The organism is Lysobacter terrestris (assembly GCF_014489475.1).
Lineage (GTDB): Bacteria > Pseudomonadota > Gammaproteobacteria > Xanthomonadales > Xanthomonadaceae > Agrilutibacter > Agrilutibacter terrestris.
The window spans coordinates 2,833,379-2,856,941 of the sequence record NZ_CP060820.1; the positions used below are offsets into that span (position 1 = coordinate 2,833,379).

Below are 23,563 nucleotides of genomic sequence, written 5' to 3' on the forward strand. Positions count from 1 at the left end.
GGCGTTGCAGGTTCACGGCGTCGTGGCCTTGCGCACCGCGGCCAGGAACTCGGGGTCGGGACGGCTGCCGACCTGCTCGGTGCGCGCGAGGATGCGACCGTCGGCATCGAGCAGCACGAGTGCGCTGGTGTGGTTGAAGTTGCCGTCGGCCAGGGCGCGGTAGCGGATGCCCAGCACCCCGGCGACGGCGCGCACGTCGGCGGCGGGCGGTGCGGCGAGCGTCCAGCGTTGCGGGTCGAGCCGGCGCTTGTCGACGATGGATTGCAGGGCGGCGGGTGTGTCGTGCGCCGGGTCCATGCTGATCAGCAGCACTCGCAGGCGCGCGCGCTGCGCCGGGGTAAGGTTGTGGTCGATCGCCTTGCCGGAGTCGACGATCAACGGACAGATGTACTGGCACGAGGTGTAGAACATCGACACCAGTTGCGGGCGGCCGCGCCGCGTGCGCCAGTCCCACACCTGCGCGGACTGGTCGGTCAATCGCAATGGCAGCTGGTACACCGAGTCGCGGGGCAGGGGAGCCGGCTTGGGCGCGGAATCGGCGGCCAGGGCGGCGGCGCTCAGCAGGGTGAAGGCGAGCCCGGCCAGGACCGCGAACAACAGGGCACGGAAGGACTTTTTCATCGAGCGCTCCTGGCGCAGCGGAATCCGAGGTTGGCGGTGGCGTCGGCGCCTTCCAGCGAGGACAGCATCGCCACGCGCATCAGCACCGCGTAGTTCTCGCGGTCCTGCATCGAGAGCGCGCCGGCGCCGCAGAACTTCATACGGTCGGGATCGCCCTGGTCGCGGTTGTCGCCCGATACCAGCAGCGAGGAATAGTCGTCGGTCCATTCCCAGACCAGGCCATGCAGGTCCTGCACGCCCCAGGCATTGGCGGCCTGCAGCCCGGCGCGTGGCAGCGCTTCGTTGGAAGGGCGTGCGTACCAGGCGAGGATGCGTTCGCGCCATGCGGGGTCCTTGCGCGCGTCCTTGCGGGTTTCGTCGGCGGCCGCGGCGTATTCCCATTCCGACCAGGTCGGCAGCCGTGCATCGATCGATTCGCAGTAGGCGTTCGCGGCGAACCAGCTCACCCACACCACCGGCTGCTGCGGCAGTGCCTGCGGGCCGAGGGCGGTGGGCGACGCCCAGTGCGACAGGTAGCGCGGTTCGGCCAGCACGCCGGCGACGCGGTCGCGCTGCCATTGCGGATGCGCGCGTACGAAGGCGAGGAAGTCCGCATTCGTGACCGGCTTGCGCATCAGTGCGAACGGCGCCACGCGCACGCCGGTCTTCGCGTCCTCGTACTGCAACGCGGATACGAAAGTGCCGCCCGGCAGACCGACGTAACGCGGCCCCGCATCGCCGGCGAGGCCGGCGAGCGGGAGCGCGAGCAGCAGGGCGGCGAATACTTTGCGGAGCTGGCGTAGCCCGGGTAAGCGGAGCGCACCGCGCCGCGACGCGCTTCGTTCCGTCGCGCGGTCGAACGCGCCGCCGCGCGCTGCAAAAGGAGGCGTGCGGGGTTCGATTTTGTGTCCCGATGCGGACCCGGGTGCGGCCTTCGGCCTTACCCGGGCTACGGTGGTGGTGGCAGGGCGCATGGCGGATTCCAGCGTTCCGTTCAATGACCACCCGACGCATTGGCCGGCGCCTGCTTGCGGATCGCCGCGGCCTCGTCCTTGCTCACGCGGCCACCGGGATTGCCCCAGCTGTTGAGCACGTAGGTCGCGATGTTGGCCACCTCGTCGTCGGTGAGCTGGCTCATCGGCGGCATGTTCGAGTTGTAGTCCTTGCCGTTGACCTTCACCGGACCGACCAGTCCGTGCAGGATCGCGCCGGGCACGCGCTTGGGATCGGCGGCGATGTAGTCGGACTTCGCCAGCGGCGGGAACACGCCCTCCATGCCCTGGCCCTGCGGCTGGTGGCAGGTGGAGCAGGTGCCGGTGAACAGCGCCTTGCCGGCGTCGATCTGCTCCTGCAGCGTCAGCTCGCCGGTCTTGGCGGATGCGGCGGCCGTGGCGACCGCGCTCATGTTCGGCTGTGCGCGGTCGCCGATGTACACCGCGTCGACTTCCTTGCCCGAATAGATGTCCTTGCGCTCGGCGCCGTCGGCCTTGAGGATCGCCAGCGCGCCCTTGTTGAAGGCGCGGAAGATCGAGTGGTCGACCAGCACGTAGCTGCCCGGCACTTCGACGTGGAAATCCATGATCGCCGCGCCGCCTGCCGGGATCAGCGTGGTCTGCACGTTCTCCTGGAAGTGGGTGCCGCCCTCGTACCAGACCTTGTCGAAGATCTCGCCGATCACGTGGAAACTCGACACGAGGTTCGGGCCGCCGTTGCCGACGAACAGACGCACGGTTTCACCGGTACTGGCCTTGAGCGCCTTGTCGCCGGTCAGCGAGCCTTCTGCGCCGTTGAACAGCACGTAGGTCGGGTGCTCCTCGATCGCCTTCTCCATGTCGAAAGGCTGGTGGCCCTTCTCGCGGTACTTGCCGGCGGTGTAGAAGTCGCCCTGCATCACGTAGTACTCGCGGTCGACCTTGGGCAGGCCCTCCGGCGGTTCAACCAGGATCAGGCCGTACATGCCGTTGGCGACATGCATGCCGACCGGCGCGGTCGCGCAGTGATAGACGTACAGGCCGGCGTTGAGCGCCTTGAAGGTGAAGCGCGAGACGTGGCCGGGCGCGGTGAAGCTCGACGCCGCGCCGCCACCGGGACCGGTGACGCCGTGCAGGTCGATGTTGTGCGGCATCTTGCTGTCCGGCATGTTGCGCAGGTGGAACTGCACGGTGTCGCCCTGGCGCACGCGGATGAAACTGCCGGGCACGGTGCCGCCGAAGGTCCAGAAGGTGTAGCTCACGCCTTCGGAGATCGGCATCTCCTTCTCGACGACGTCGAGTTCGACGACGACCTTGGCGGGGTAATCGCGGTTCACCGGCGGCGGCACCAATGGCGGCGAGGTGAGCGCGGCCTTGATCTCCTTGCCGCGCGGCGGGCCGAAATCGCCTTTCAGCGAACCGCCGGTGTCGCTGCTGGGCGCCGCAGCCTTGGCATCGGCGGGCGTCTGCGTGGCGGTGCAGCCGGACGCGCCGATGGCGATCGCGGCGGCAATGGCGCAGGTGGCGAACATTCCCCTCTTCGTGGTGCGCACGGTGTTCCCCTTCTTCCTCGATGGCCGGCTTGGCCGTTGTTCGTAGGGTGTTCCCGGCGGCGATGGGCCACGTTGACCCAGATCAAAATGGAGCGGGTGTCCGCAGCGAATCGCCTCGCGCTTGACCTGGATCAACGGCGCTTCCCGGAAACGCAACGGGCCCCTGCATGGGGCCCGTTGCGGGACATCACTTCCCGGTCGTGTTTCAGCCGGCGAGGTGCATCTGCCGGGCATCCGGACGCAGCTGGTTGGCGAAGTCGTGGTTGACGTCGCGGTGACCGGCTTCGTCGGCGCGCACGGCCAGCACCACCTCGCGCAGGCGGGCATCGGCCGGCAGCTGCCAGTAGTCGCGCGCGATCTTCGGCGCCGGTACGTTCTCGACGCGGCCGCTGTCGATCTCCTGCAGGTACTGGCTGTAGCTCACCACCGCCTGCTCCTCGAAATAGCCGACGAGGCGATGCGCGGTGCGCGGGGACAGCAGGTACAGCGCGAGGAAGAAGGTGAAGAAGCCGGCCTGTGCACCGAGTACCAGCGCGCGCTCCAGCCAGTTCGGGCGCGCGATCTCGATGAAGGTCATCAGGTGCATGCGCTCGTTCTCGGCTTCCTCCATCAGCGCGCGGATCCAGCCGTGGTCGTGCTTCATCCAGCGCAGGCAGCGCAGGTGGATCAGGGCGGCGCCGACCAGGCCCGGCACCGCGGCGACGGTTTCCAGCACGATCGCGCGATTGCCGTAGCGCTTGGCGAAGAAGGTGTCGGCGAGGAAGCGCAGGCCGCGGGTGATGCCGTAGGCGACCCGGTCGGACCAGTCGCGCGTGACCTGGTGCGTGTCGAGCGCGATGTGGGTGGGCGTCTGCACGACCGGGGTGATCAGGACGGCGGTGCCGGTGGCGGTGTTCATGGTGGAGCCTCTCTTCGTCAGCGTCTGTTTTCTGCTGAGGAAAAGGCTACGCCGACGCCACTGGCCGGCCTTGATCCAGGTCAATTGCGCACGGCCGCGGCGGTCGGGTTCAGCTGCGCATCATTCAGCTGAACCAGTAGGTCAACGCGCCCAGCGGCTGGTGCGTGCGCGCGGTCGCATAGATCGACAGGAATACGGTCAACGCGGCGAGGTAGCACAGCAGCCGCGCACGCCGGGTCTTCGCCCGCTTCAGCGCGAACACGCCCAGTACGATGTAGACGACGAGCAGTGCGATCTTCACCAGCAGCCAACCGTTCGCGAACACCGCGCCCGGCAGGATCGTCACCAGCATGAGCGCCGCCGTCAGCAGCACGGTATCGATGGCATAATTGAGCCAGCGCACGGGCGCCAGCAACGGCCAGCGCGCACCCGCGAGCAGAAAACCGCCGCGCAGCGCGAACAGCGTGCCGCTGAGCAGCGCGACGAGGATGTGCAGCTGGCGGATCTGCGGGTAGAACTCGATCATCCCGGTTTCCCGTCCTTGCGCGGCGACAGGTAGATGCCACCGAGTCGCGCCACCCACGGCAGCAGCGCCACGAGCCAGCCGATCGCGGCGATGGCCTGCCAGCGCATGCCGTCCGCCGCGAATTCGGCGCCCACCCGCAGCAGTGCCACGAGCTGGATGGCGACGAACGCGAACCAGGCGGTCGGGGTCATCACCAGCGCGCGGCCGGAATGGCCCTGCGTCACGCGCGTGACCATCGCCACCAGCACGCTGCCGAAGAAGCCGACGAAGAGGGCATGCGCCGGCGCACGGCCCAGCTGGTAAATGCCGGTGAGCAGGTAGGCGAGGCTCTGCGTCGCGTAGAGCAGGAAGGCGATCGGCAGCCAGGCCAGGCCGAGGAAGAGCACGGTCAACAGCGCCGGCTTCGGGCCGCTCGGCCACCAGCGCACGCACAGCGTGCCGGCCAGCACGAACAGCGGCACGTCGGCGAGCCACAGCCAGCCATAGGCGTGGGTGAGCTCCATGCCCAGGTGCAGCAGCGCAAGCGCCCACAGTGCGCCCAGGATCCACAACGGGCGCCAGGGCGTGTAACCCGGCACGACGTTGCCGGCGAAGAACGGGAACATGCGGTGCGCCACCGTCAGGTACATCGGCAACAGCAGGCCGAAGCTGCCCAGCTTGATGCTTGCGAAAGCCCAGATCGGGCGCGCGCCCAGCACGAACGCCGCCCACGCCACGAGGCCGAGCAATCCCAGCGAAAGCGCGGCGAAACACGAACGCGCATGCCAGGTGGTGCCGCGTTCGCGCCACAGCAGCGGCGCGAGCGTGACCATCGCCGCGATCCAACCGCCGAGCGTCATGAACACGCCGACGACGATACCGGCGTGCCAGCCCATGGCCCCGAGCAGGGTTGCGATCTGGCCGCCGAACAGGCCCACGCCAACCGGCGCATAACGCCAGCGCTCGAACTCGTGCAGCCCCATCCAGCGCGGGAACACCGTCAGCAGGAAGCCGAAGACGAAGCTCGCCAGCATCTGGTACTGCATCACGAAGGCATGCAGCCAGCCCGCATAGGGTTGCGGTTGCGGCATGGCAAAGCGCCCAGTGGCCGACGAGGCCAGCCACGCCGCCCACCACAGCATGGCCAGCAGCACGTTGCTGGCGCCGATGAAGAACATCAGCCGGTGCGGCGCCCGTGCCAGCAGGCGTGGCGAGAGGGCATCGGCCATGTCAGCCACCGCAGCCGCCGCAGCACACCGATGGCAGGCGTTCGATTTCCGCGGCGGTAACGGGGATTCCCGCTTGCCGCAGGCACGCCAGCAGTTGCTCGTCATCGAGCGAGGTCGAAATCCGCACGATGCGCGCGGGCGCATCGGCGTCCAGTACGGCCGCCGGATCCAGCGCGGCGATGGCGCGCTCGATGGCGGGCAGGTCGAACGGATGGCTGGGGACGTGGTAACGGAATTCCATGGCGGCGTTGTTCGTGCGGGGATGGCCGCAGTGTTGCGCCGGCATCCGGTGCGCGCCTTGATCTAGGTCAGATGAGTGGGTTGCAGCGCGTGGGTCCGAACGCATCACGTCCCCTCACCCTGCGTCGCTGCCGCGACGCTGTCCCTCTCCCTCTCCCCGCAAGCGGGGAGAGGGGGCTTCCCCCTTCTCGCGCGTGTTTTCTCCTTCTCCCCGCGCGCGGGGAGAAGGTGCCCGAAGGGCGGATGAGGGGGCTTTTGATCAGTGCTCGGATTCACCCGCACCGGCTGCCACCGGCAACCGCCTGGGCGCCACCCACAGGCGCAGCACGAACCAGCACAACGCCAGCGCACCGACGCTGAACACGGTGTCGCCCGGCACGCGCATCCATACCAGCAGGTCGACGATCGGCTTCTGCATGAACTCCGCCGAGCGCGCGTAGGCGTAGCCGTGCTCGATCGCCGCCAGCAGTTGCATCGTGCCCAGGGGCAGCAGGGTGAACACCGCCATCATTCCCAGGCCGATGTTGAAGCTCCAGAACGCCACCTTCAGTGCCTTGGTGTCCCACGCCATCTGGCCGCGCAGCCCGCGCAGGCAGAACAGCACCAGCGCGATGCCGAGCATGCCGTACACGCCGAACAACGCGGTGTGGCCGTGCAGCGGGGTCAGGTTGAGGCCCTGCATGTAGTACAGCGACAGCGGCGGATTGATCAGGAAGCCGAACAGGCCCGCGCCCACCAGGTTCCAGAACGAAACCGCGATGAAGAACAGGATCGGCCAGCGGTAGCGCGCCATCCACGGCGTCGCCTTGCCGAGCTTGTAGGTGTGGTAGCCCTCGAAGCCGATGTAGGCCAGCGGCACCACTTCCAGCGCGGAGAAGCTCGCGCCCAGCGCCACCACCGCGGTCGGCGTGCCGACGAAGTACAGGTGGTGCAGGGTGCCGAGCACGCCGCCGGCCATGAACACGATGGTGGCGAACAGCACCGCCGTCGTCGCGGTCTTCGTGTTGACCAGGCCGAGCTTGACGAAGATCAGCGACATCACCGCGGCGGCGAAGACCTCGAAGAAGCCTTCCACCCACAGGTGCACCAGCCACCAGCGCCAGTACTCGACCTCGGAAATGTGCGTGTGCTCGCCCCACATCAGCGCCGCGGCGAAGAACAGGCCGATGCACACGGTGGAGAGGAACAGCAGGCCGACAATGGCTCTTGTGTCGTTTGCCGCCTTGGTGTCGCTGGCAGGACCGCGCAGCACCGGCCACAACGCACGGCCGACCAGGGTCAGCCACAGCAGCAGGCCGACGAAGAGGAACCATTGCCAGAAGCGGCCCATGTCCGCGTATTCCCAGCCCTGGTGGCCGAACCAGAAGTTCAGGTCGAGGCCGAGCTTCTGCATCACCGCCAGCCACTGGCCCGCGAACGAGCCGACCACGATCACCAGCAGGCACGCCCAGAGGAAATTGACACCCAGGCGCTGGAACTTCGGCTCGTGCCCGCTCAGTGCCGGCGCGATGTACAGGCCGGTGCCGAGCCATGCAACGGCGATCCACAGCACCGCCAACTGCGTGTGCCAGGTGCGGGTGATCGAGTAGGGCAGGATGTTGGAGAGGTTGAAGCCGTAGGCGACCTGGCCTTCGACCTGGTAGTGCGCGGTCATCGCGCCCAGCAGGATCTGCACCAGGAACAGCGCCAGCACGACCCAGAAGTACTTCGCGGTGGCGCGCATCGACGGGGTGATGCGCAACGTGGCGAGCGGATCGCTGGCCGGCAGCTTCATCGGCGCGTCGTCGTGGGTGCGCGCGTGGTGCCAGCCGAGCAGGGCGATGCCCGCGATCAGGAACAGCACGCTGAAGGCCGACCACAGCCACAGCGGCGCGGCCGGGCGGTTGCCGACCAGCGGCTCGCTCGGCCAGTTGTTGGTGTAGGTGACCTGCTGGTCGACCACGTCGGCCTGCGTCGGCACCATCGCGTCGCCCGGCTCGCGCGGGCGTTCGGTGGTCGCGGCCCAGGCCGTCCACCAGAAGAACGCGGTCAGCGCGCGGCGATGCCCGGCATCGGGCACCGTGTCGTTCTTCATCGCGTAGGCCTCGCGCAGCGCCTGCGTCGCGGGGTCGTTGCCGAACAGGCTCTCGTAGTGCGCGGCGACATTCGACAGTGCGACGACGCGATCGTCGCTGAGGGTGATCGTGCCGGTCGCGGCGTCGTAGGTGTTCCGGCGCATCATCTCCTGCAGGCGACCCTGCAGCGCCGCCTTGCGCTCGGCCGGCAGCTGCGCGTACGTCGCCGTCGCATCGTCGGCGCGCGCCCACAGGTCGAGTACGCCGGTGGCTTCGCGGTGCAGCCAGTCCGCGCTCCAGTCGGGTGCGACATAGGCGCCGTGCCCCCAGATGGAGCCCAGCTGCATGCCGCCCATCGACTGCCACACCTGGCGGCCGCGTTCGATGTCGGCCTTGGTGTAGACCACCTGGCCGCTCTCGCTCACCACGCATTCGGGCACCGGCGGCGCGGCGCGGAAGATCTCCGTCCCGGCCCACAGCAGCACGCCGAACGAGACGATGAGCAGGGTCGCAAGCCCCAGCCACAACTTCCTCGTATTGCTCATGATGGTTCTCCCATTGCTTCCGTGCATGGTCGATGCGCGCGGAGAGGCGCGCATTGATACAAATCAAGAACGGGGCGGGAGAAAGGCAAAGGCGCCACGGCCCCTCGCCCTGCGCCGCTATCGCGACGCTGTCCCTCTCCCCGCAAGCGGGGCGAGGGAGGATTTCCTTCTCCCCGCTTGCGGGGAGAAGGTGCCCGCAGGGCAGATGAGGGGCGGCGCTCTTGCTCGCCCCCTTCAATCCCGCAACACCGGCCCCGCCAGCTCGTCGAGCGGTTCGCGCTGCACGATCTCCAGCTCGCGCCGGTCGACGCGCAGCCCCGTAGCCCGGGTAAGCGCAGCGCACCCGGGGGGCGCGACGCGCGACGAAGTCGATGGCCGGCAGTTCACCCGGGTGCGCCTTCGGCTTACCCGGGCTACGTGGCGGCTAGTCGCGAAGGATCGGCGCCGCCAGCGTGTCGAGCGCTTCGCGGCCGACGAGTTCGAGCTCGCGCCGGTCCACGCGCAGCAGGCCCTCTTCCTGGAACCGCCGCAGCACGCGGCTCACCGTTTCCGGCGCCAGGCGCAGGTAGTTGGCGATGTCCGTGCGCGCCATCGTCAACTGGAAGCGGTTGGGCGAAAACCCGCGCGCGGCCAGGCGCCGCGACAGGCCGACCAGGAATGCCGCCATGCGCTGGTCGGCCGACCAGTCGCCGGCGAGCAGCGCCGCCCGGCCGATGTCGCGGCTGAGCAGGCGGAACAGCTGCCGCTGCAGTCCCGGCAGCCGCGTCGCCAGCACCGCGATCTTAGGGAACGAGAAACGGCACAGCATCACCGTGTCCAGCGCGATGGCGTTGCACGGGTAGTGGTCGCCATCGATCGCGTTGAGGCCGATGACCTCGCCGGGCAGGTGGAAGCCGAGCACGTGTTCGCGTCCGTCGCGGTCGATGACGTAGGTCTTCACCGTGCCCGCGCGCACCGCGGCGATGGCTTCGAACGGATCGCCTTCGCGGAAGATGTGTTCGCCGGCGTGGAACGGGCCGACGTGCTCGACCAGCACGTGCAGGTCCATCAGCGCGCGCTTGTCCATGCCCTCGTCGAGGCAGGCCTGCGAAAAGGCGCAGGTCGAGCAGAAGCGCAGGAGGTCGCCGTCGTCCGCGAGCGTGCGCGCGTCGTTGCGCGGGAACGTCGCCTGGCTCACGCAGGAATCCATGCGACGCTCAGATCGCGCGCGAGAAGCGTGGCGTGGCCACGGTGGCAGGCTGGTCGAGGTAGCGGTCGAAGCACATCGCGATGTTACGCAACAGCAGGCGGCCGCGCGACGTGACGCGGATGCACTCGCGTTCCAGCCGCACCAGCCCGTCCTGCACCAGCGGCTGCAAGCGCACGAGGGCTTCGGCGAAGTACTGGTCGAAAGTGATGGCGTAGCGCCGCTCCAGCGCGCGGATCGGTACTTCGCCCTGGCACATCAGGGCCTGGATCAGGTCGGCGCGGAGCTGGTCGTCCTCGTCCAGGCGCATGCCGCGGAACACCGGCAGCCGGCCTTCGTCGAGCGCCAGCTGCCAGCTCGGCAGGTCGCGCGGGTTCTGGCTGAAGCTGTCGCCGATGTGGCTGATCGCGCTCACGCCCAGGCCGACCAGGTCGCTGTCGGCGTGCGTGGTGTAACCCATGAAATTGCGGTGCAGGCCGCCGCGCGCCTGCGCGATGGCGAGGTCGTCGTCGGGCAGCGCGAAGTGGTCCATGCCGATGTAGACGTAGCCCGCGGCGGTGAGCCGGGCGATCGCCAGCTGCAGCAGGGCCAGCTTGGTTTCCGCGTCCGGCAGGTCGGCCGCGTCGATCTGCCGCTGCGGCTTGAACAGCTGCGGCAGGTGCGCGTAGCTGTAGACGGCGAAGCGGTCGGGGCGCATCGCGGTGACGAGCTCGAGCGTCTTCGCGAAGCCGTCGAGGCTCTGCTTGGGCAGGCCGTAGATCAGGTCGACGTTGACCGAACGGAAGCCATGCGCGCGGCAGGCGTCGACCACGGCGCGGGTTTCCTCCACGCTCTGCACCCGGTTGACGGCCACCTGCACCGCGGGATCGAAATCCTGCACGCCGAAGCTGGCGCGGTTGAAGCCGATGTCGGCGAGTTGGGCGATGTCCTGCGGCGTGACGAAGCGCGGGTCCAGTTCGATCGAGATGTCGCGCTCGCCCGATCCGGAAAAATGGAAGTGGCTGCGCAAGGTGTCCACGACTTCGCGCAGTTGTTCCGGCGTGAGGAAATTGGGCGTGCCGCCGCCGAAATGCAGCTGGATGACCTCGCGGTCGCGGTCGAACAACTGCGCGGTCAGCGCGATCTCGCGGTACAGGCGCGCCAGGTAGGCCTCGCCGCGGGCCTTGTCGCGGGTGATGATGCGGTTACAGCCGCAGTAGAAGCACGGGCTGGCGCAGAAGGGCACGTGCACGTACAGCGACAACCGCCGCGGGATGGGATCGCCGTTGCTGGCCGTCGCCGCATCGCGCAGCTGCGCCTCGCCGAAGCCGGCGTGGAATTGCGGCGCGGTGGGATACGAGGTGTAGCGCGGTCCGGGCCGGTCGTAGCGGCGCAGCAGGTCGGGATCGAAGGCCATGGTCTCCATGGCCTGCACGTTAGGGACCCGGCGGCGGCGTTGCCTTGATCGAGGTCAAATGCGGCCGCCGAAGCGCCGAAGCGCCGAAGCGCCGAAGCGCCGAAGCGCCGAAGCGCCGAAGCGCCAGGGCTCAGCGGCCGACGCCGTGCGGCTGGATGTAGCCGGTGGCGATGCCCGCCACGACCAGCAGGATCAGCAGCACCGACAGGCCGATGCGCTTGGTCAGCGCGTTCACCGTGCGCTTGGTGGTGCCGACGTCGACCAGCATGTAGTACAGGCCGGCGCCGAGGTTGTAGAGGATCAGGCCGAGGAAGGCGACGATCACCAGGGTTTTCATGGCAGCGATACCGGAGTGGCGGAAGGGGAAGGCGCGGGGGCCGCGGCCGGTGCGCGCAGGCGGCGCAGCCAGCGCCAGCGCACGACCAGCGCGACGGTGATCACCAGCAGGAACAGGCCGTAGGCCACCGAGGTGGCGAGCACCTGCTGCCACATGTGGCCGAAGGTGCGATCGGCGTTGGCCATGCTCCAGTACATGCCGGCCGCGGCGGCGACCAGCGCCAGCAGCAGGCTGGCGGAGTCGAAGGCCTGGCGCGCGAAGGTGCGCGGGGCGCGGGGGTACACCCAGAACAGCACGGCCAGGATCGTGAACCAGGGCAGGAACAGGATCAGGGCCAGGTTGAGTTCGACTTGCGGATGCATGGGGCGGGCCGGACGCAGGTGGGGATGCGGCCATGCTAGGGCGAACGTATCAGTTGTCCTAGAATCACAATCGGAGAAAAAAACCATATCAGTTGCGCGTCGCCCCGACCCCGGGAGATGGTTCACGCGGCGCGCGACCCCGCGGAGCGGCAGCCCGATGAAACGCTACGAAGCCCTGGCCGACGACGTTGCCCGCTCCATCCGTGCCGGCCTGCTCCGGCCGGGCGCCCGGCTGCCGTCGGTGCGCCAGGCCAGCGCCGCGCGCAAGCTCAGCCCGGCCACCATCTTCCAGGCCTACTACCTGCTCGAAGCGCAGGGTCTGATCGAATCGCGCGCGCGTTCCGGCTACTACGTCACCCAGGCCGCGCTGGCGCTGCCGCCGGAGCCGGAGACCGCCTCGCGCCCCGACGGCGAATCGCGCGAGGTCGACGTCAGCGAACTGGTGTTCGAGGTCCTGCAGTCGGCCATGCAGCGCGACATCGTGCCGCTGGGGTCGGCGTTCATGAGCCCGGCCGCGTTCCCGCTCGATCGCATCGGCCGCGCCGTGGCCACCGCGGCGTTGCACCTGGACCCCTGGAGCACCGTCGACGACCTCACGCCCGGCAACGCCGCCCTGCGCCGGCAGATCGCGCTGCGTTACCTGATCGACGGCATGGACATCAGCGCCGACGAGATCGTGGTCACCAACGGCGCGCTGGAGGCATTGAACCTGTGCATCGCCGCGGTCACCCAACCCGGCGACGCCGTGGTGGTCGAGTCGCCGTGTTTCTACGCCTGCCTGCAGTCGCTGGAACGCAACGGCCTGCGCGCGATCGAGGTGCCCACCCATCCGCGCGACGGCATCGACCTCGATGCGCTGGAAACGGCGATCGCCCGCCACGCGCCGCGCGCCTGCTGGCTGATGCCGACCTTCCACAACCCGTTGGGATGCACGATGCCCGAGGAGCGCAAGCGCGCCCTGGTGGAGCTGCTCGCGCGCCACGGCATCCCGCTGGTGGAAGACGACGTCTACGCCGACCTGCATTACGGCCCGCGGCGCGCCTTGCCGGCCAAGGCCTTCGATCGCGAGGGCCTGGTGATGCACTGCTCGTCGTTTTCCAAGAGCCTCGCGCCCGGGTACCGCATCGGCTGGGTCGCCGCGGGACGGCGCGCGCAGGACATCGCCCGGCGCAAGCTCACGTCCACCCTCAACACCAACGTGCCCATGCAGATCGCGCTGGCGCGCTACCTCGAACGCGGCGGCTTCGACCGCCACCTGCGCCGCCTGCGCAGCACGCTGGCGCAACAACAGGCCAGTTACGCGGCGGCGATTGCCGCGGCGTTCCCGCCGGGCACGCGCGTCACCCGGCCCGCAGGCGGCTACTTCCTGTGGCTGGAACTGCCCGAAGGCGTCGACGCGCTGCAGCTGCAGCGGCGGGCGTCGAAGCTGGGCATCAGCATCGCCCCGGGACCGATGTTCTCGGCCAGCCGCGGGTTCGGGAATTGCCTGCGGCTCAACTGCGGCCATCCGCTGGATGCGCGGATCGCGGCGGCGTTGCGCGAGCTGGGGACGCTGGCGGCGTCGACGGCCTAGGCGACCACGCCGCAGAAAAGAAAAACCCCGCGCGAGGCGGGGTTCTGCTGGATTTGTTGGTGGAGCCAGGGAGGATCGAACTCCCGACCTCGTCATTGCGAACGACGCGCTCTCCCAGCTGAGCTATGGCCCCACACGTCAGGGCGAAGTCTACCGGGCCGGCATGGGCCGACGCTAGTCCTGCGCGGCCAGCAACGGCGCGAGCGCGGGTTCCAGGGCCTCGCGGCGCCAGCCGGCGAGGGCGTTGGGCCAGCGCCCTTCGTCCAGCAACGCCTGCAGCCAGCGGCGCGAGGCGAGCACGCCGTCGGGCAGGCCCAGTTCCGCGCTGCGCTTGCTGACCGCATCCTGCAGCTTCTTCAGCCGCTGCTTGTCGCGGGTTTCGCCGACGCTGGCATCGGGCGCTTCGGCTTCGTCGGCCAGCGGCGTGGTCAGGGCGCGCCAGATGGCGTCGCCGAGCTTGCGCGGCGCCTTGGGATTGGCGTCCAGCAGGTCCTGCAGGGCCTTGCGTTCGCCCGGCGTCGTGCGGGCGATGGTGAGGGCCAGTTCGTTGTCGAGGATCCAGCCGCGCGGGCGGTCGTTGTCGCGGGCGTAGGCGTCGCGCCAACGCAGCAGGCGCACGAGCCGGCGTTGCGCGTTGGTGTCGAGGAACTGGGCGCCGCGCAGCGACAGGTGCGGCCAGCGTTCCGGACCCTCGCTTTCGGCGTTGGCGACGGTGCGGGCGGCGTCTTCGAGCAGCCATTCGCGCCGCCCCAGCTGGGCGAGCAGGCCGTCGAGCGCATCGTGCATCGCGGCGAGGTGGCGCACGTCGTCGGCGGCGTAGTCCAGCTGCGCGGGCGACAGCGGTCGGCGCAGCCAGTCCGAGCGGGTCTCGCCCTTGGCCAGGGCGATGCCGGTGAGCTGTTCGACCAGGCGCTGGTAGCCGACGCCCGCGCCGATGCCGGCGAGCGCCGCGGCCTGCTGTGTGTCGAACAGCGGTCGCGGCACGGCGTCACAGGCGTGCTTGAAGGCGACGAGGTCTTCGCTGGGGCTGTGCATCACCTTGAGGATCGACGTGTCGGCCAGGATCGGCGCCAGCGCGGCGTTCATGCCGGGCACGAGCGGATCGATCAGCAATACGGTCGGTTCGCCGTCGGCGTTGTCGAGCGCGATCTGCACCAGCGCCAGTTGCGGCCAGTAGGTGCGTTCCCGGATGAACTCGGTGTCGAGGCCGATGCGGAAGGGCTTGTGGGCGAAGTGCGCCTGCAGTGCGGCGGGGTCGGAAATCCAGAGATGCATGGCGTGAAGGATAGGGCAGGTTGCCGCGGCGGGCGACAATGGCCTACTTTCGTGGCCCTGCAATGGCTCCCGTCGCGTGCCGATGGCGGAGCCCGGGCTTCACTCGCTGGAGCGGCCACGGCCGCATGCGCACGCCAAGGGAGTTGCGTTTGACGTTGCCGGTCTTGAATGCGCAGTGGCGAACCGTGCGGCGGGCCTGCGGCATCGGCGCGTGCGTCGCGCTGCTCGCGGCGATGGCCGCGTGCGGGCGCCGCGAGAAGGAAGCGGACAAGGCCGCGGATCGCGCGCCGCTGGTGACCATCGGCGCCGACCAGTCGGTATCGCCGGTGCCGGCGTGGCAGGCGCCGCGGGTCGAAGTGACGGCCGCGAACGCGGGCGCGCTGCGCAAGCGCGCGGAGGCGGCGCTGAAGGCTGGCCAGCTCTACGGCGGCACCGATCCGGCCGCCGCTGCGATTCCACTGTTCCTGGCGTTGAAACAGCACGCGCCCGACGATGCGCGCATCGCACGCGGCCTGCGCGAGGCGCAGCTCGCCCTGGTGGATGAAGGACGCGAGGCGTTGGCGGCGATCGACGAGGATCCCGAGGAACTGCGTCACGCGCACGAAGTCGCCGCGGTCGCGCGCTTCCTCGCGCCCGGCGATGCCCGGGTCGAGGCCTTCCTCGACCGCCTCGACCGCGCGGACGAAGCGGCGCGCGCCAACCGCCTGGGCGAGCTCGCGCTCAACGAGGCGCGCCTGGGCGAGAAGGGCGAGGCCAACGGCGCCATCGCCTACTTCCGCGAGGCGCTGCGCGAGCGTCCGGGCGATACCCGCGCGCAGCAGGGCTTGGCCGCGGCCGAGAGCGCGTTGATCCGCCGCGCCGAGAAGGCGGCCGACGCCGACGATTACGACAGCGCGGCGTACTGGCTCGACGCAGCGGCAGGCGTCCGCCCCGGCTTCGCCACCGTGGACGACGCGCGCGAGCGCATCGCGATGCAGCGCGTGATGCGCGTGAACGGCCTGCGCGACGCCGGCATCACCGAACTGGCGACGCCCACCGCGGCGGGCCTGCGCCGCGCCCGCGAACGGTTGGCGCAGTTGCTGCGCATCGCCGCGCCGGGCGATCCCTCCGTGGTCGAGTTGCGCACGCGGATCGAAATCGCCGCGCATTACGGCCTATTCCGGCCCGGGCAGGCGTTCACCGACGCGCTGTCGAATGGCGGCCGCGGGCCGCAGATGGTGGTGGTGCCGCACGGCGCGTTCCGCATGGGCGCGCCCGAGAGCGAGGTCGGTGCAGGCGCCGAGGAGCGTCCCGTCCGCAACATCCGTTTCGAGCGCGGCTTCGCGATCTCACGCACCGAGGTCACGGTCGGCGAATTCCGCCGCTTCGTGGCTGCCACGCGCCATCGCGCGCGCTCGACCCGGCGCGGTTATTCCACCATCTACGACGCGCGCAGCGGCAACTTCGTCCGCGCCGGCAACGTCGACTGGCACGACGACTACGGCGGTCGTCCCGCCGCCGACAACATGCCGGTGCTGCACATCAGTGCCGGCGACGCGGCGAAGTACGCGCAATGGCTGTCGGCGCAGACCGGGCAACGCTATCGCCTGCCCAGCGAGGCGGAATTCGAATACGTGCTGCGCGCCGGTGGGCAGACGCGGTATCCGTGGGGCGACGGCGCGCCACCGATCAAGGCCGGCAACTTCACCGGCGGCATCGACATCTCGCCGAGCGGGCGGCGCTGGACCAATGCCTTCGTCGGCTATGGCGACCGCTCGTGGGGGCCGGCACTGGCCGGCAGCTATCAGCCCAATCGCTGGGGCGTCCACGACATCGCCGGCAACGTCAGCGAATGGGTCGAGGACTGCTGGCACGGCAACTTCCGCCGCGCTCCGCGCGACGGCCGGCCGTGGGTGAATCCGGGCTGCCGCACCCAGGTCATCCGCGGCGGTTCGTGGGCGAGTTCGCCCGCGCATACGCGCTCGGCCTGGCGGCAGGGCACCGACGTCAACAACACGAGCGCCCGGATAGGCTTCCGGGTGGTGCGGGACATCTGAATCGGTGATGCTGGCGCCGCAACGCGCCAGGCAACGGCACCGTCCGCGATACGGAGACGACGATGAGAGTTGATCCCATGGGCAATCGAGAGGCCGGCCCGCAACGCCGCGGCTTCGGACTCGGCGGCATCCGCTGGTGGATCCTGCTCCTGTTCGCGGGCTACGCCGCGTGGTCGTGGTTCGGCAGCGCGGAGACCGACCCCTACACCGGCGAGACCGCGCACTACGGCGCCTCGCCGGAAGAGGAAGTGCAGCTGGGCGCGCAGGCCTACCAGCAGGTGCAGAGCGACGCCGCCGCGCAGGGCGCGCTGATGCCGGCCGATTCGCAGGTGAGCCAGCAGATCCGCCAGATCGCCAGCCGCCTGGTCAGCCGCGTGCCGCAGGTCACCAACGACCTGGCGGCGATGACCCAGCAGCAGGCGCCGACCGGCTACCAGGGCTTCCAGTGGGACGTGAGCGTGATCCAGTCCGAGGAAGCCAACGCGTTCTGCCTGCCGGGCGGCAAGATGGCGGTCTACACCGGGCTGCTGCCGATCGCCGAGAACGAGAACGCCATGGCGGTGGTGATGGGCCACGAGATCGCCCACGCCCTGCTGCGCCATGGCTCGCAGCGCATGGCGCAGCAGAAACTGGTGCAGATGGGGCAGATGGCCGCCGGCATGGCGCTGGGCGGCATGGATCCGCAACAGCAGCAGGCGGTGATGGCCGCGCTGGGCGCGGGCGCGCAGTACGGCTTCATCCTTCCCTATGGCCGCAACCACGAAACCCAGGCGGACAAGGTCGGCCTGATGCTCGCGGCGGCGGCGTGCTACGACCCGCGCGAGGCGATCCCGCTGTGGGAGCGGATGTCGCAGCTGGGCGGCGGTTCGCGTCCGCCGGAATTCGCCTCGACGCACCCGGATCCGGCCAACCGCATCCAGACCCTGCAGTCGCTGATGCCGACGGCGGAGGCGTTCCGCACCAAGTACTGCGCCGGACAACCGCCGCTGAAATGAGCGCGCGTGCGTTGCGCCAATGACGTTGAGCCAGAAGTCGACCCAATGAAAAAGCCGGGGGATTCCCCGGCTTTTTTCTTGTTCTGGCGCGCTTCCGTCAGCGCTTGGTTTCGGCCTTGGGCTTCGGCGGCGTCGTGGTCGAACCCATGCTGCCGGCCATGTTCTGCTGGAATTCCTTCCACATCTGCAGGTTGCGTTCGGTCAACTGGTTCATCATCGTCCACGGCGTCTGCCCGAGCAGGCCACCGATCTGGGTGCGGAACTGCTGCTGCTGGTCCAGGAACATCTGCATCGAGCGTTCCAGGTAATTGCCCATGAAGCCCTGCAGCGAATCGCCGTAGAAGCGGATGATCTGGCTGAGCAACTGGGTGGACAGCATCGGTTCGCCGTCCGACTCGTGCTCGGCGATGATCTGCAGCAGTACCTGGCGGGTGAGGTCCTCGCCGGACTTCGCGTCGCGGACCTCGAAATCCTCGCCGTCGACGATGAGCTGGCGCACATCCTCGATCGTGATGTAGCTGGAGATCTCGGTGTCGTAGAGACGACGGTTGGGGTACTTCTTGATGATGCGGATCGAACTCATCGAGCGCCGACTCTAAAACGTGATGCTGCGCAGCATGGCCCAGGGGCGGTTGGCTTGCAACTCGCCCGGGCAGCGGCCGTCGGTGGCGACCGGAATGGCGGAATCTGGCGGCGCCGCGCGGTTTTTGTGCGCAGCAGGCGCCGCCTGGCGGCTTTTACCAGCCCATGTACTGGCCGCCGTTCGCGGACAGGTTGGCGCCGGTGATCCAGCCGGCTTCGTCGGGGACGAAAAATGCGACGGCGTAGGCGATTTCCTCGGGCGAGCCGAGGCGGCCGGTCGGAATCTGCGTGATGATCTTGTTGCGCACGTCTTCCGGCACGGCCATGACCATGTCGGTGGCGATGTAGCCCGGGCAGACCGTGTTCACGGTGATGCCGAAACGCGCGTTCTCCTGCGCCAGCGAGATCGTGAACCCGTGCATGCCGGCCTTGGCTGCCGCGTAGTTGGCCTGGCCGTACTGGCCCTTCTGGCCGTTGATCGAGCTGATCTGGACGACGCGGCCCCACTTGCGATCGCGCATGCCCTCGATCACCGGGCGGGTGACGTTGAAGCAGGAGTTGAGGTTGGTGCAGATCACCTCGTTCCACTGCTGCGCGGTCATGCGGTGGAAGGTGGTGTCGCGGGTGATGCCGGCGTTGTTGACCAGGATCTCGACCGGGCCGAGCTGGCGTTCGACTTCGCGGACCATCGCCTCGGCGTCTTCCGGCGAGGACACGTCGCCGTGCGCGAGCGCGATCTCCACGCCTTCGGCGCGCAACTGCGCCTGCCAGGCCTTCGCTTTCTCCTCGTTGCGGTAGTTGGTGGCGACCCGATGGCCCATCCCGGCCAGGCGCTTGACGATCGAGGTACCGATGCCGCCGGTACCGCCGGTCACGAGTGCAACGCGTGATTGCATTTGTTTCTCTCCATGATCTGCGAAGGAAGCCTCGCAGGCATTCTATGGAGCAAATATGAAACCTCTGTTGTGCGCTGCGGCGAGTGCGACGTGCTGGCCCCGCGGGATGCGCGCCGGGTCGAATGCGGCGCGGGCCGCGTGCAGCAGCGCCGCGACATCGCGCGCCTGCGCAAGCGCCGCTTCGTCCTGGCCCAAGGCGCGCCAGGCGGCCTGCAGCGCCGGGAGCGGGGTTGCCGGATCGACCGGCAGCGCCGCATCCGACTTGGACAGCTTGCGACCGGCGGCGTCCACGACCAGCGGCAGGTGCGCATGGCGGGGAACGGGCAAGCCGAGCACGCGCTGCAGGAAGACCTGCCGCGGCGTCGAGTCGAGCAGGTCGGCACCGCGCACCACGTCGGTGATGCCCTGGGCCGCATCGTCGACCACCACTGCCAGCTGGTAGGCCCAGTAGCCTTCCGCGCGGCGCAGGACGAAGTCGCCCACCTCCGTCGCCACATCCTGCTGCTGCGGCCCCTGCAAGCCGTCGTCGAACGCGACCACGGTGCCGTCGGGCACGCGCAGGCGGATGGCCGGGTCAGGACGCCGGCGCGCGGCAACGCAGCGGCGATGCACGCCGCCGGTCGCGGCCAGGTCGCTGCGGCTGCAGTGGCATTCGAAAGCGTGTCCCGTCGCCAGCAGTCGCTGCAGTGCGGCTTCGTACAGCGCGCCGCGTTCGCTCTGGCGCACCACCGGTTCGTCCGGAACCAGGCCGAAGGCGGTCAGGGCCTCGAGCTGGCGCCGGGATGCGCCGGCGACTTCCCGCGGCGGGTCGACGTCCTCGATGCGCACCAGCCAGCTGCCGTTCGCGTGCCGCGCCAGCAGCCAGCTGCCCAGCGCCGCCAGCAGCGAGCCGAAATGCAGGTCGCCGGTGGGCGAGGGGGCAAAGCGCCCGCGATAGGCAGGGGAAGCGGCGTGGGGCATCGGGCGTCGGGGAGCCGCTTCACGACTGTTTGCGTAAAGCGTTCAGCTTGAATTTCCAGCGAGCCTGCCACATCTTCGAACCGAAACCATAGATCCGCGCCCGATCGCGCGAGAGGTTCCTTTCCATGTTCAAGCGTGTCGCTCTTTTCCTTGCCACCAACCTGGCCGTGCTGGTGCTGCTGGGCATCGTCATGTCGGTGCTGCAGAACTTCTTCGGCATCCGGCTCGGCAACCAGGGGCAGCTGCTGGTGATGGCCGCGATCTTCGGCTTCGGCGGCTCGATCATCTCGCTGTTGATGTCCAAGTGGATCGCCAAGCGCAGCACCGGCGCCCACGTGATCGAACAGCCGCGCAACGAGGCGGAGCAGTGGCTGCTCACCACCGTGCATCGCCAGGCCGAGCGCGCCGGCATCGGCAAGCCGGAAGTGGCGATCTACGACGCACCGGAAATCAACGCCTTCGCCACCGGCGCCAACCGCAACAACGCCTTGGTGGCGGTGTCCACCGGCCTGTTGCGCGCGATGAACCGCGACGAGGCCGAAGCGGTGCTCGGCCACGAAGTCAGCCACGTCGCCAATGGCGACATGGTGACCATGGCGCTGATCCAGGGCGTGCTCAACACCTTCGTGATCGTGCTTTCGCGCGTGGTCGGCCGCGTCATCGACGGTTTCCTCAGCGGCAACCGCGAGGGCAGCGGCGGCGGCATCGGTTACTTCGTGACCGTGATGGTGCTCGACGTGGTGTTCGGCCTGTTCGCCAGCATGATCGCGATGGCCTTCTCGCGTTACCGCGAGTTCCGCGCCGACGCGGGCGGCGCCAACCTCGCCGGCCGCGACAAGATGATCGCCGCGCTGCGCCGCCTGGCCCAGAACCACGGGCAGAGCACGCTGCCGGGCCAGATCCAGGCGTTCGGCATCAGCGGTGCGGTCGGGCACGGCCTGCGCCGCCTGATGCTGAGCCACCCGCCGCTGGAAGAGCGCATCGCCGCGCTGCAGCGCGCGGCCTGATCCGGCTGCCGCCAGGCAATAAAAAAGCCCGCCGAAAGGCGGGCTTTTTCTTGGACGGTGTTCCGTGGGGCGCGGTCGGCCTCAGCCGAACTCGTAATCCATCTCCGGTCCGGCCGGGGCGAGGAAGTGGCCCTGCGCGTAATCGATGCCGGCGCCGAACAGCGTGGTCATGCTGCCCGCGTCCTGCACGTGCTCGGCGATCGTCTGCTTGCCCAGCTCCTGTGCCTTGGCGGCGAACTCGCGCACGCGCTGCTGGTGTTCCGCGCTGGCGCCGAGTTCCTTCATGAAGGAACGGTCGATCTTGATGAAGCTGGCGTCGAAGTGGCTCAGCAGCTGGAAGGGGTTCAGGCCGATGCCGAACTGCTCCAGGCCGACACGCACGCCGAACTCCGCGACGCCCGCCTGGAACTGCTGCGCGGCGCGCAGGTTGGTGAACACCTTGGACTCGGGAATCTGCAGCACCAGCAGGCGTCCGTCGACGCCGTGGATCTTGAGCTGCTCGCCGATGTGCTGGACGAAGCCCTCGTCCTGCAGCGAGGCCTGGGTGATTTTGACCATCAGGCGCGTGCGCCGGTTGAGGCGCTGGCGGTCGGCGATGATGCGGATCGCACGGCCGACGACCCAGCGGTCGATCTCGCCTAGCAGCCCATGCTCCTCGGCGATCGGCAGGAAGGTGAGCGGCTGCACCAGCCCGCCGTCCTCGCCGCGCAGGCGCAGCAGCGTTTCGTACATCTCCTCGGGCGCGCCGTGCAGCGGTACCAGCGGCTGGAAGTGGATGACGAACTGGTCGCTGGTGATCGCTTCGCGGATGCGGGCGACCCAGGCGGCGACGCGTTCGAGCTCGGCGCGGTCGGTGGCGCTGGGGTCGTGGATTTCGGCGCGGTTGCCGCCGACGCCGATCGTGGACTGCAGGCCCTGGGAGGCCTTGCCGAGGATCGCGGGGACGTTGGCGATCTTCTCGCCGATCTGCACGCCACCGATGCTCAGCGTGACGTTGAGCGAGTGGTTGCGCGCCTCGGTCACCGCGTCGGCGAAGGCGGCGCGCAGCGACTCGGCCAGCCGCACGGTCTGCGGGTAGTCGCTGTTGTGGGTCAGCACGGCGAACTGGTGCTCGCCGAAGCGGGCCACCACGTCGTCCGGACCCACCGTGGCGCGCAGGCGTTCGGCCAGCGCGGCGACCAGCTCGTCGGCGGCGTCCAGGCCGATCTCCTGCAGCAGGCGCGCGTAGTGGTCCGGTTCGATCAGCAGCAGGCCGTGCGTCGTCGCCTTGGCGGCGGTTTCGCCCACGGTGTCCTCCAGCGCGCGCAGGAAGGTCTGCCGATTGAGCAGGCCGGTAACCTGGTCGATCTGGCGCAGGCGCTCGAGTTCCTCGGCGGCCTTTGGATCGAACACTTCTTCCTGCTTGCGCAGGACCACCTGCAGGCAGTTCTCGCCCTCGTAGGTGGCGGGGGTGAACTCCATCACCGCGGGGAAATGCTCGCCTTCCATCGTGACCGCTTCGGTCTCGTAGCGCGGCGGCGGCGTCTCGCCCTTGGACAGCTGCTTCAGCAGCTTCTTGAATTCGTCGACCTTCTTGGGTGCGACCAGGTCGAGCAGGGACATGCCTTCGATGTCCTCGAAGGAATCGAACCCGAACATCTCCAAGTAGGCGCTGTTCGCGCGGATGTGCATGCCTTCGTGGATGTAGGCGATGGGATCGCGCGAGGAATCGATCAGCGTGTCGCAACGGCGCTCGATCTCGCGGATCTGCGCTTCCAGCCGGCGGTAGGAACGCCGTGCCTCCAGGTCCACCCATTCCGAACGCAACACGTGCAGGATGTGGTCCATGTACTCGCGCAGCACGATGCGGCGCGCGCCCAGGGCCATCATCTTCAACAGCGCGTCTTCGTCGATGCTGCTGGTCAGCACCATGACGGGGAGGTCCTTGCCACTGGCATTGACCTTTTCCATGACCGTGGCGAACGGCACGCTGACGGCCTTCTGCTCCGCCAGGACGACGTCCTGCGGCTGCGAGTCGATCAGGGCCTGGAATTCGTCCTCGTTCTCCGGCCGCGAGGGACGCACCGCGATCCCGGCATTGCGCAAACCACTGACAATGGCCTCGGCGGCTTCGACGCTGTCGTCGACGATCAGCAGTCGCAGTGCCGTGTCTTTGCCGAATTGCATTTTCCCCACTCCTCCGTGCGCGCCGGTCCTCCGGCTAGCCGAACGGACCGTAGTCCGGGTTTATGACATGAAGCCGCGGCTGGCGTCCATGTCCCGAACCGTCCGGTGTGGCGTGGTCGACAATTCGTGCTGCGTCCAACGGCATGTGTTTTGTACTACAGCGGGCGTCGCTGGCGGCGCCATACGCTCAAACGGTA

At 68.8% G+C, this 23,563-nt stretch carries 21 protein-coding genes and 1 tRNA gene; 4 read left to right on the forward strand and 18 right to left on the reverse strand.

What is annotated here, in order from left to right; translation table 11 throughout:
* Positions 1–12: 12 nt before the first annotated feature.
* The 12 genes from H8B22_RS13240 to H8B22_RS13295 all read right to left on the reverse strand — a co-directional run bounded on the left by H8B22_RS13240 (position 13) and on the right by H8B22_RS13295 (position 11,876).
* The gene (locus H8B22_RS13240; RefSeq protein WP_187711865.1) at positions 13–621 is read right to left on the reverse strand and encodes an SCO family protein; all 609 of its coding nucleotides are present in this window, start codon (positions 619–621) and stop codon (positions 13–15) included.
* Entirely contained in the window at positions 618–1,373 is a 756-nt protein-coding gene (locus H8B22_RS13245) for a formylglycine-generating enzyme family protein (protein WP_225876352.1), read from the reverse strand. The genes H8B22_RS13240 and H8B22_RS13245 overlap by 4 nt, the downstream gene beginning before the upstream one ends.
* 221 nt (positions 1,374–1,594) lie before the next feature.
* Complete coding sequence (gene nirK / locus H8B22_RS13250) at positions 1,595–3,124, reverse strand: copper-containing nitrite reductase (protein ID WP_225876209.1); 1,530 nt, start codon at positions 3,122–3,124, stop codon at positions 1,595–1,597.
* 205 nt (positions 3,125–3,329) lie between these two features.
* Positions 3,330–4,022: an alternative oxidase gene (locus H8B22_RS13255; RefSeq protein ID WP_187711867.1), complete on the reverse strand. Its 693-nt coding sequence runs from the start codon at positions 4,020–4,022 to the stop codon at positions 3,330–3,332.
* Between the two features lie 124 nt (positions 4,023–4,146).
* Positions 4,147–4,548 carry a SirB2 family protein gene (locus H8B22_RS13260; protein ID WP_187711868.1) on the reverse strand — a complete coding sequence of 134 codons (402 nt, stop codon included), beginning with the start codon at positions 4,546–4,548 and terminating at the stop codon, positions 4,147–4,149.
* The gene (locus H8B22_RS13265) at positions 4,545–5,756 is read right to left on the reverse strand and encodes an NnrS family protein (RefSeq protein ID WP_187711869.1); all 1,212 of its coding nucleotides are present in this window, start codon (positions 5,754–5,756) and stop codon (positions 4,545–4,547) included. Before H8B22_RS13265 ends, H8B22_RS13260 begins: the two co-directional genes overlap by 4 nt.
* A gap of 1 nt (position 5,757) precedes the next feature.
* Entirely contained in the window at positions 5,758–5,997 is a 240-nt protein-coding gene (locus H8B22_RS13270; RefSeq protein WP_187711870.1) for a hypothetical protein, read from the reverse strand.
* 258 nt (positions 5,998–6,255) lie between these two features.
* Positions 6,256–8,595 (reverse strand): nitric-oxide reductase large subunit, encoded by a 2,340-nt coding sequence (locus H8B22_RS13275; RefSeq protein ID WP_187711871.1) that lies wholly within the window; start codon positions 8,593–8,595, stop codon positions 6,256–6,258.
* A 424-nt stretch (positions 8,596–9,019) separates the two neighbouring features.
* Entirely contained in the window at positions 9,020–9,784 is a 765-nt protein-coding gene (locus tag H8B22_RS13280; protein WP_187711872.1) for a cyclic nucleotide-binding domain-containing protein, read from the reverse strand.
* 7 nt (positions 9,785–9,791) lie between these two features.
* Positions 9,792–11,186 carry an oxygen-independent coproporphyrinogen III oxidase gene (gene hemN / locus H8B22_RS13285; RefSeq protein WP_187711873.1) on the reverse strand — a complete coding sequence of 465 codons (1,395 nt, stop codon included), beginning with the start codon at positions 11,184–11,186 and terminating at the stop codon, positions 9,792–9,794.
* Between the two features lie 121 nt (positions 11,187–11,307).
* Complete coding sequence (locus tag H8B22_RS13290) at positions 11,308–11,514, reverse strand: twin transmembrane helix small protein (protein WP_187711874.1); 207 nt, start codon at positions 11,512–11,514, stop codon at positions 11,308–11,310.
* The gene (locus tag H8B22_RS13295; protein WP_187711875.1) at positions 11,511–11,876 is read right to left on the reverse strand and encodes a hypothetical protein; all 366 of its coding nucleotides are present in this window, start codon (positions 11,874–11,876) and stop codon (positions 11,511–11,513) included. The genes H8B22_RS13290 and H8B22_RS13295 overlap by 4 nt, the downstream gene beginning before the upstream one ends.
* A 157-nt stretch (positions 11,877–12,033) precedes the next feature.
* Here H8B22_RS13295 and H8B22_RS13300 point away from each other — a divergent pair, with 157 nt between their 5' ends.
* Positions 12,034–13,449, forward strand: coding sequence for an aminotransferase-like domain-containing protein (locus H8B22_RS13300; protein WP_187711876.1), 1,416 nt, complete (start codon positions 12,034–12,036; stop codon positions 13,447–13,449).
* A 57-nt stretch (positions 13,450–13,506) separates the two neighbouring features.
* On the opposite strand, the gene H8B22_RS13305 is transcribed toward H8B22_RS13300, so the two are convergent.
* Together H8B22_RS13305 and rnd are read right to left on the reverse strand one after the other, a co-directional pair.
* Positions 13,507–13,582, reverse strand: a tRNA-Ala gene (locus H8B22_RS13305).
* Positions 13,583–13,623: 41 nt separating this feature from the next.
* Entirely contained in the window at positions 13,624–14,724 is a 1,101-nt protein-coding gene (gene rnd, locus H8B22_RS13310) for a ribonuclease D (protein WP_187711877.1), read from the reverse strand.
* 185 nt (positions 14,725–14,909) lie between these two features.
* On the opposite strand from rnd, the gene H8B22_RS13315 reads away from it, so the two are divergent.
* Both H8B22_RS13315 and H8B22_RS13320 read left to right on the forward strand, forming a co-directional pair.
* A complete protein-coding gene (locus H8B22_RS13315) occupies positions 14,910–16,760 on the forward strand; it encodes an SUMF1/EgtB/PvdO family nonheme iron enzyme (RefSeq protein ID WP_455423540.1) in 1,851 nt (616 codons plus the stop codon).
* Between the two features lie 62 nt (positions 16,761–16,822).
* Positions 16,823–17,755, forward strand: a complete 933-nt coding sequence (locus tag H8B22_RS13320) for a M48 family metallopeptidase (RefSeq protein ID WP_225876211.1) — start codon at positions 16,823–16,825, stop codon at positions 17,753–17,755.
* A gap of 97 nt (positions 17,756–17,852) precedes the next feature.
* On the opposite strand, the gene phaR is transcribed toward H8B22_RS13320, so the two are convergent.
* From phaR to gluQRS, 3 genes are all read right to left on the reverse strand, one after another.
* Positions 17,853–18,338, reverse strand: coding sequence for a polyhydroxyalkanoate synthesis repressor PhaR (gene phaR, locus H8B22_RS13325; protein ID WP_187711878.1), 486 nt, complete (start codon positions 18,336–18,338; stop codon positions 17,853–17,855).
* Positions 18,339–18,492: 154 nt separating this feature from the next.
* Entirely contained in the window at positions 18,493–19,233 is a 741-nt protein-coding gene (gene phbB, locus H8B22_RS13330) for an acetoacetyl-CoA reductase (protein ID WP_187711879.1), read from the reverse strand.
* Positions 19,234–19,275: 42 nt separating this feature from the next.
* Positions 19,276–20,193: a tRNA glutamyl-Q(34) synthetase GluQRS gene (gluQRS, locus tag H8B22_RS13335; protein ID WP_187711880.1), complete on the reverse strand. Its 918-nt coding sequence runs from the start codon at positions 20,191–20,193 to the stop codon at positions 19,276–19,278.
* Positions 20,194–20,318: 125 nt separating this feature from the next.
* Between gluQRS and htpX the strand changes: the two genes are divergently transcribed.
* A complete protein-coding gene (gene htpX, locus H8B22_RS13340; RefSeq protein ID WP_187711881.1) occupies positions 20,319–21,200 on the forward strand; it encodes a protease HtpX in 882 nt (293 codons plus the stop codon).
* Between the two features lie 81 nt (positions 21,201–21,281).
* Here htpX and H8B22_RS13345 read toward each other — a convergent pair whose 3' ends face one another.
* Positions 21,282–23,366: an EAL domain-containing response regulator gene (locus H8B22_RS13345; RefSeq protein WP_187711882.1), complete on the reverse strand. Its 2,085-nt coding sequence runs from the start codon at positions 23,364–23,366 to the stop codon at positions 21,282–21,284.
* Positions 23,367–23,563 lie beyond the last annotated feature (197 nt).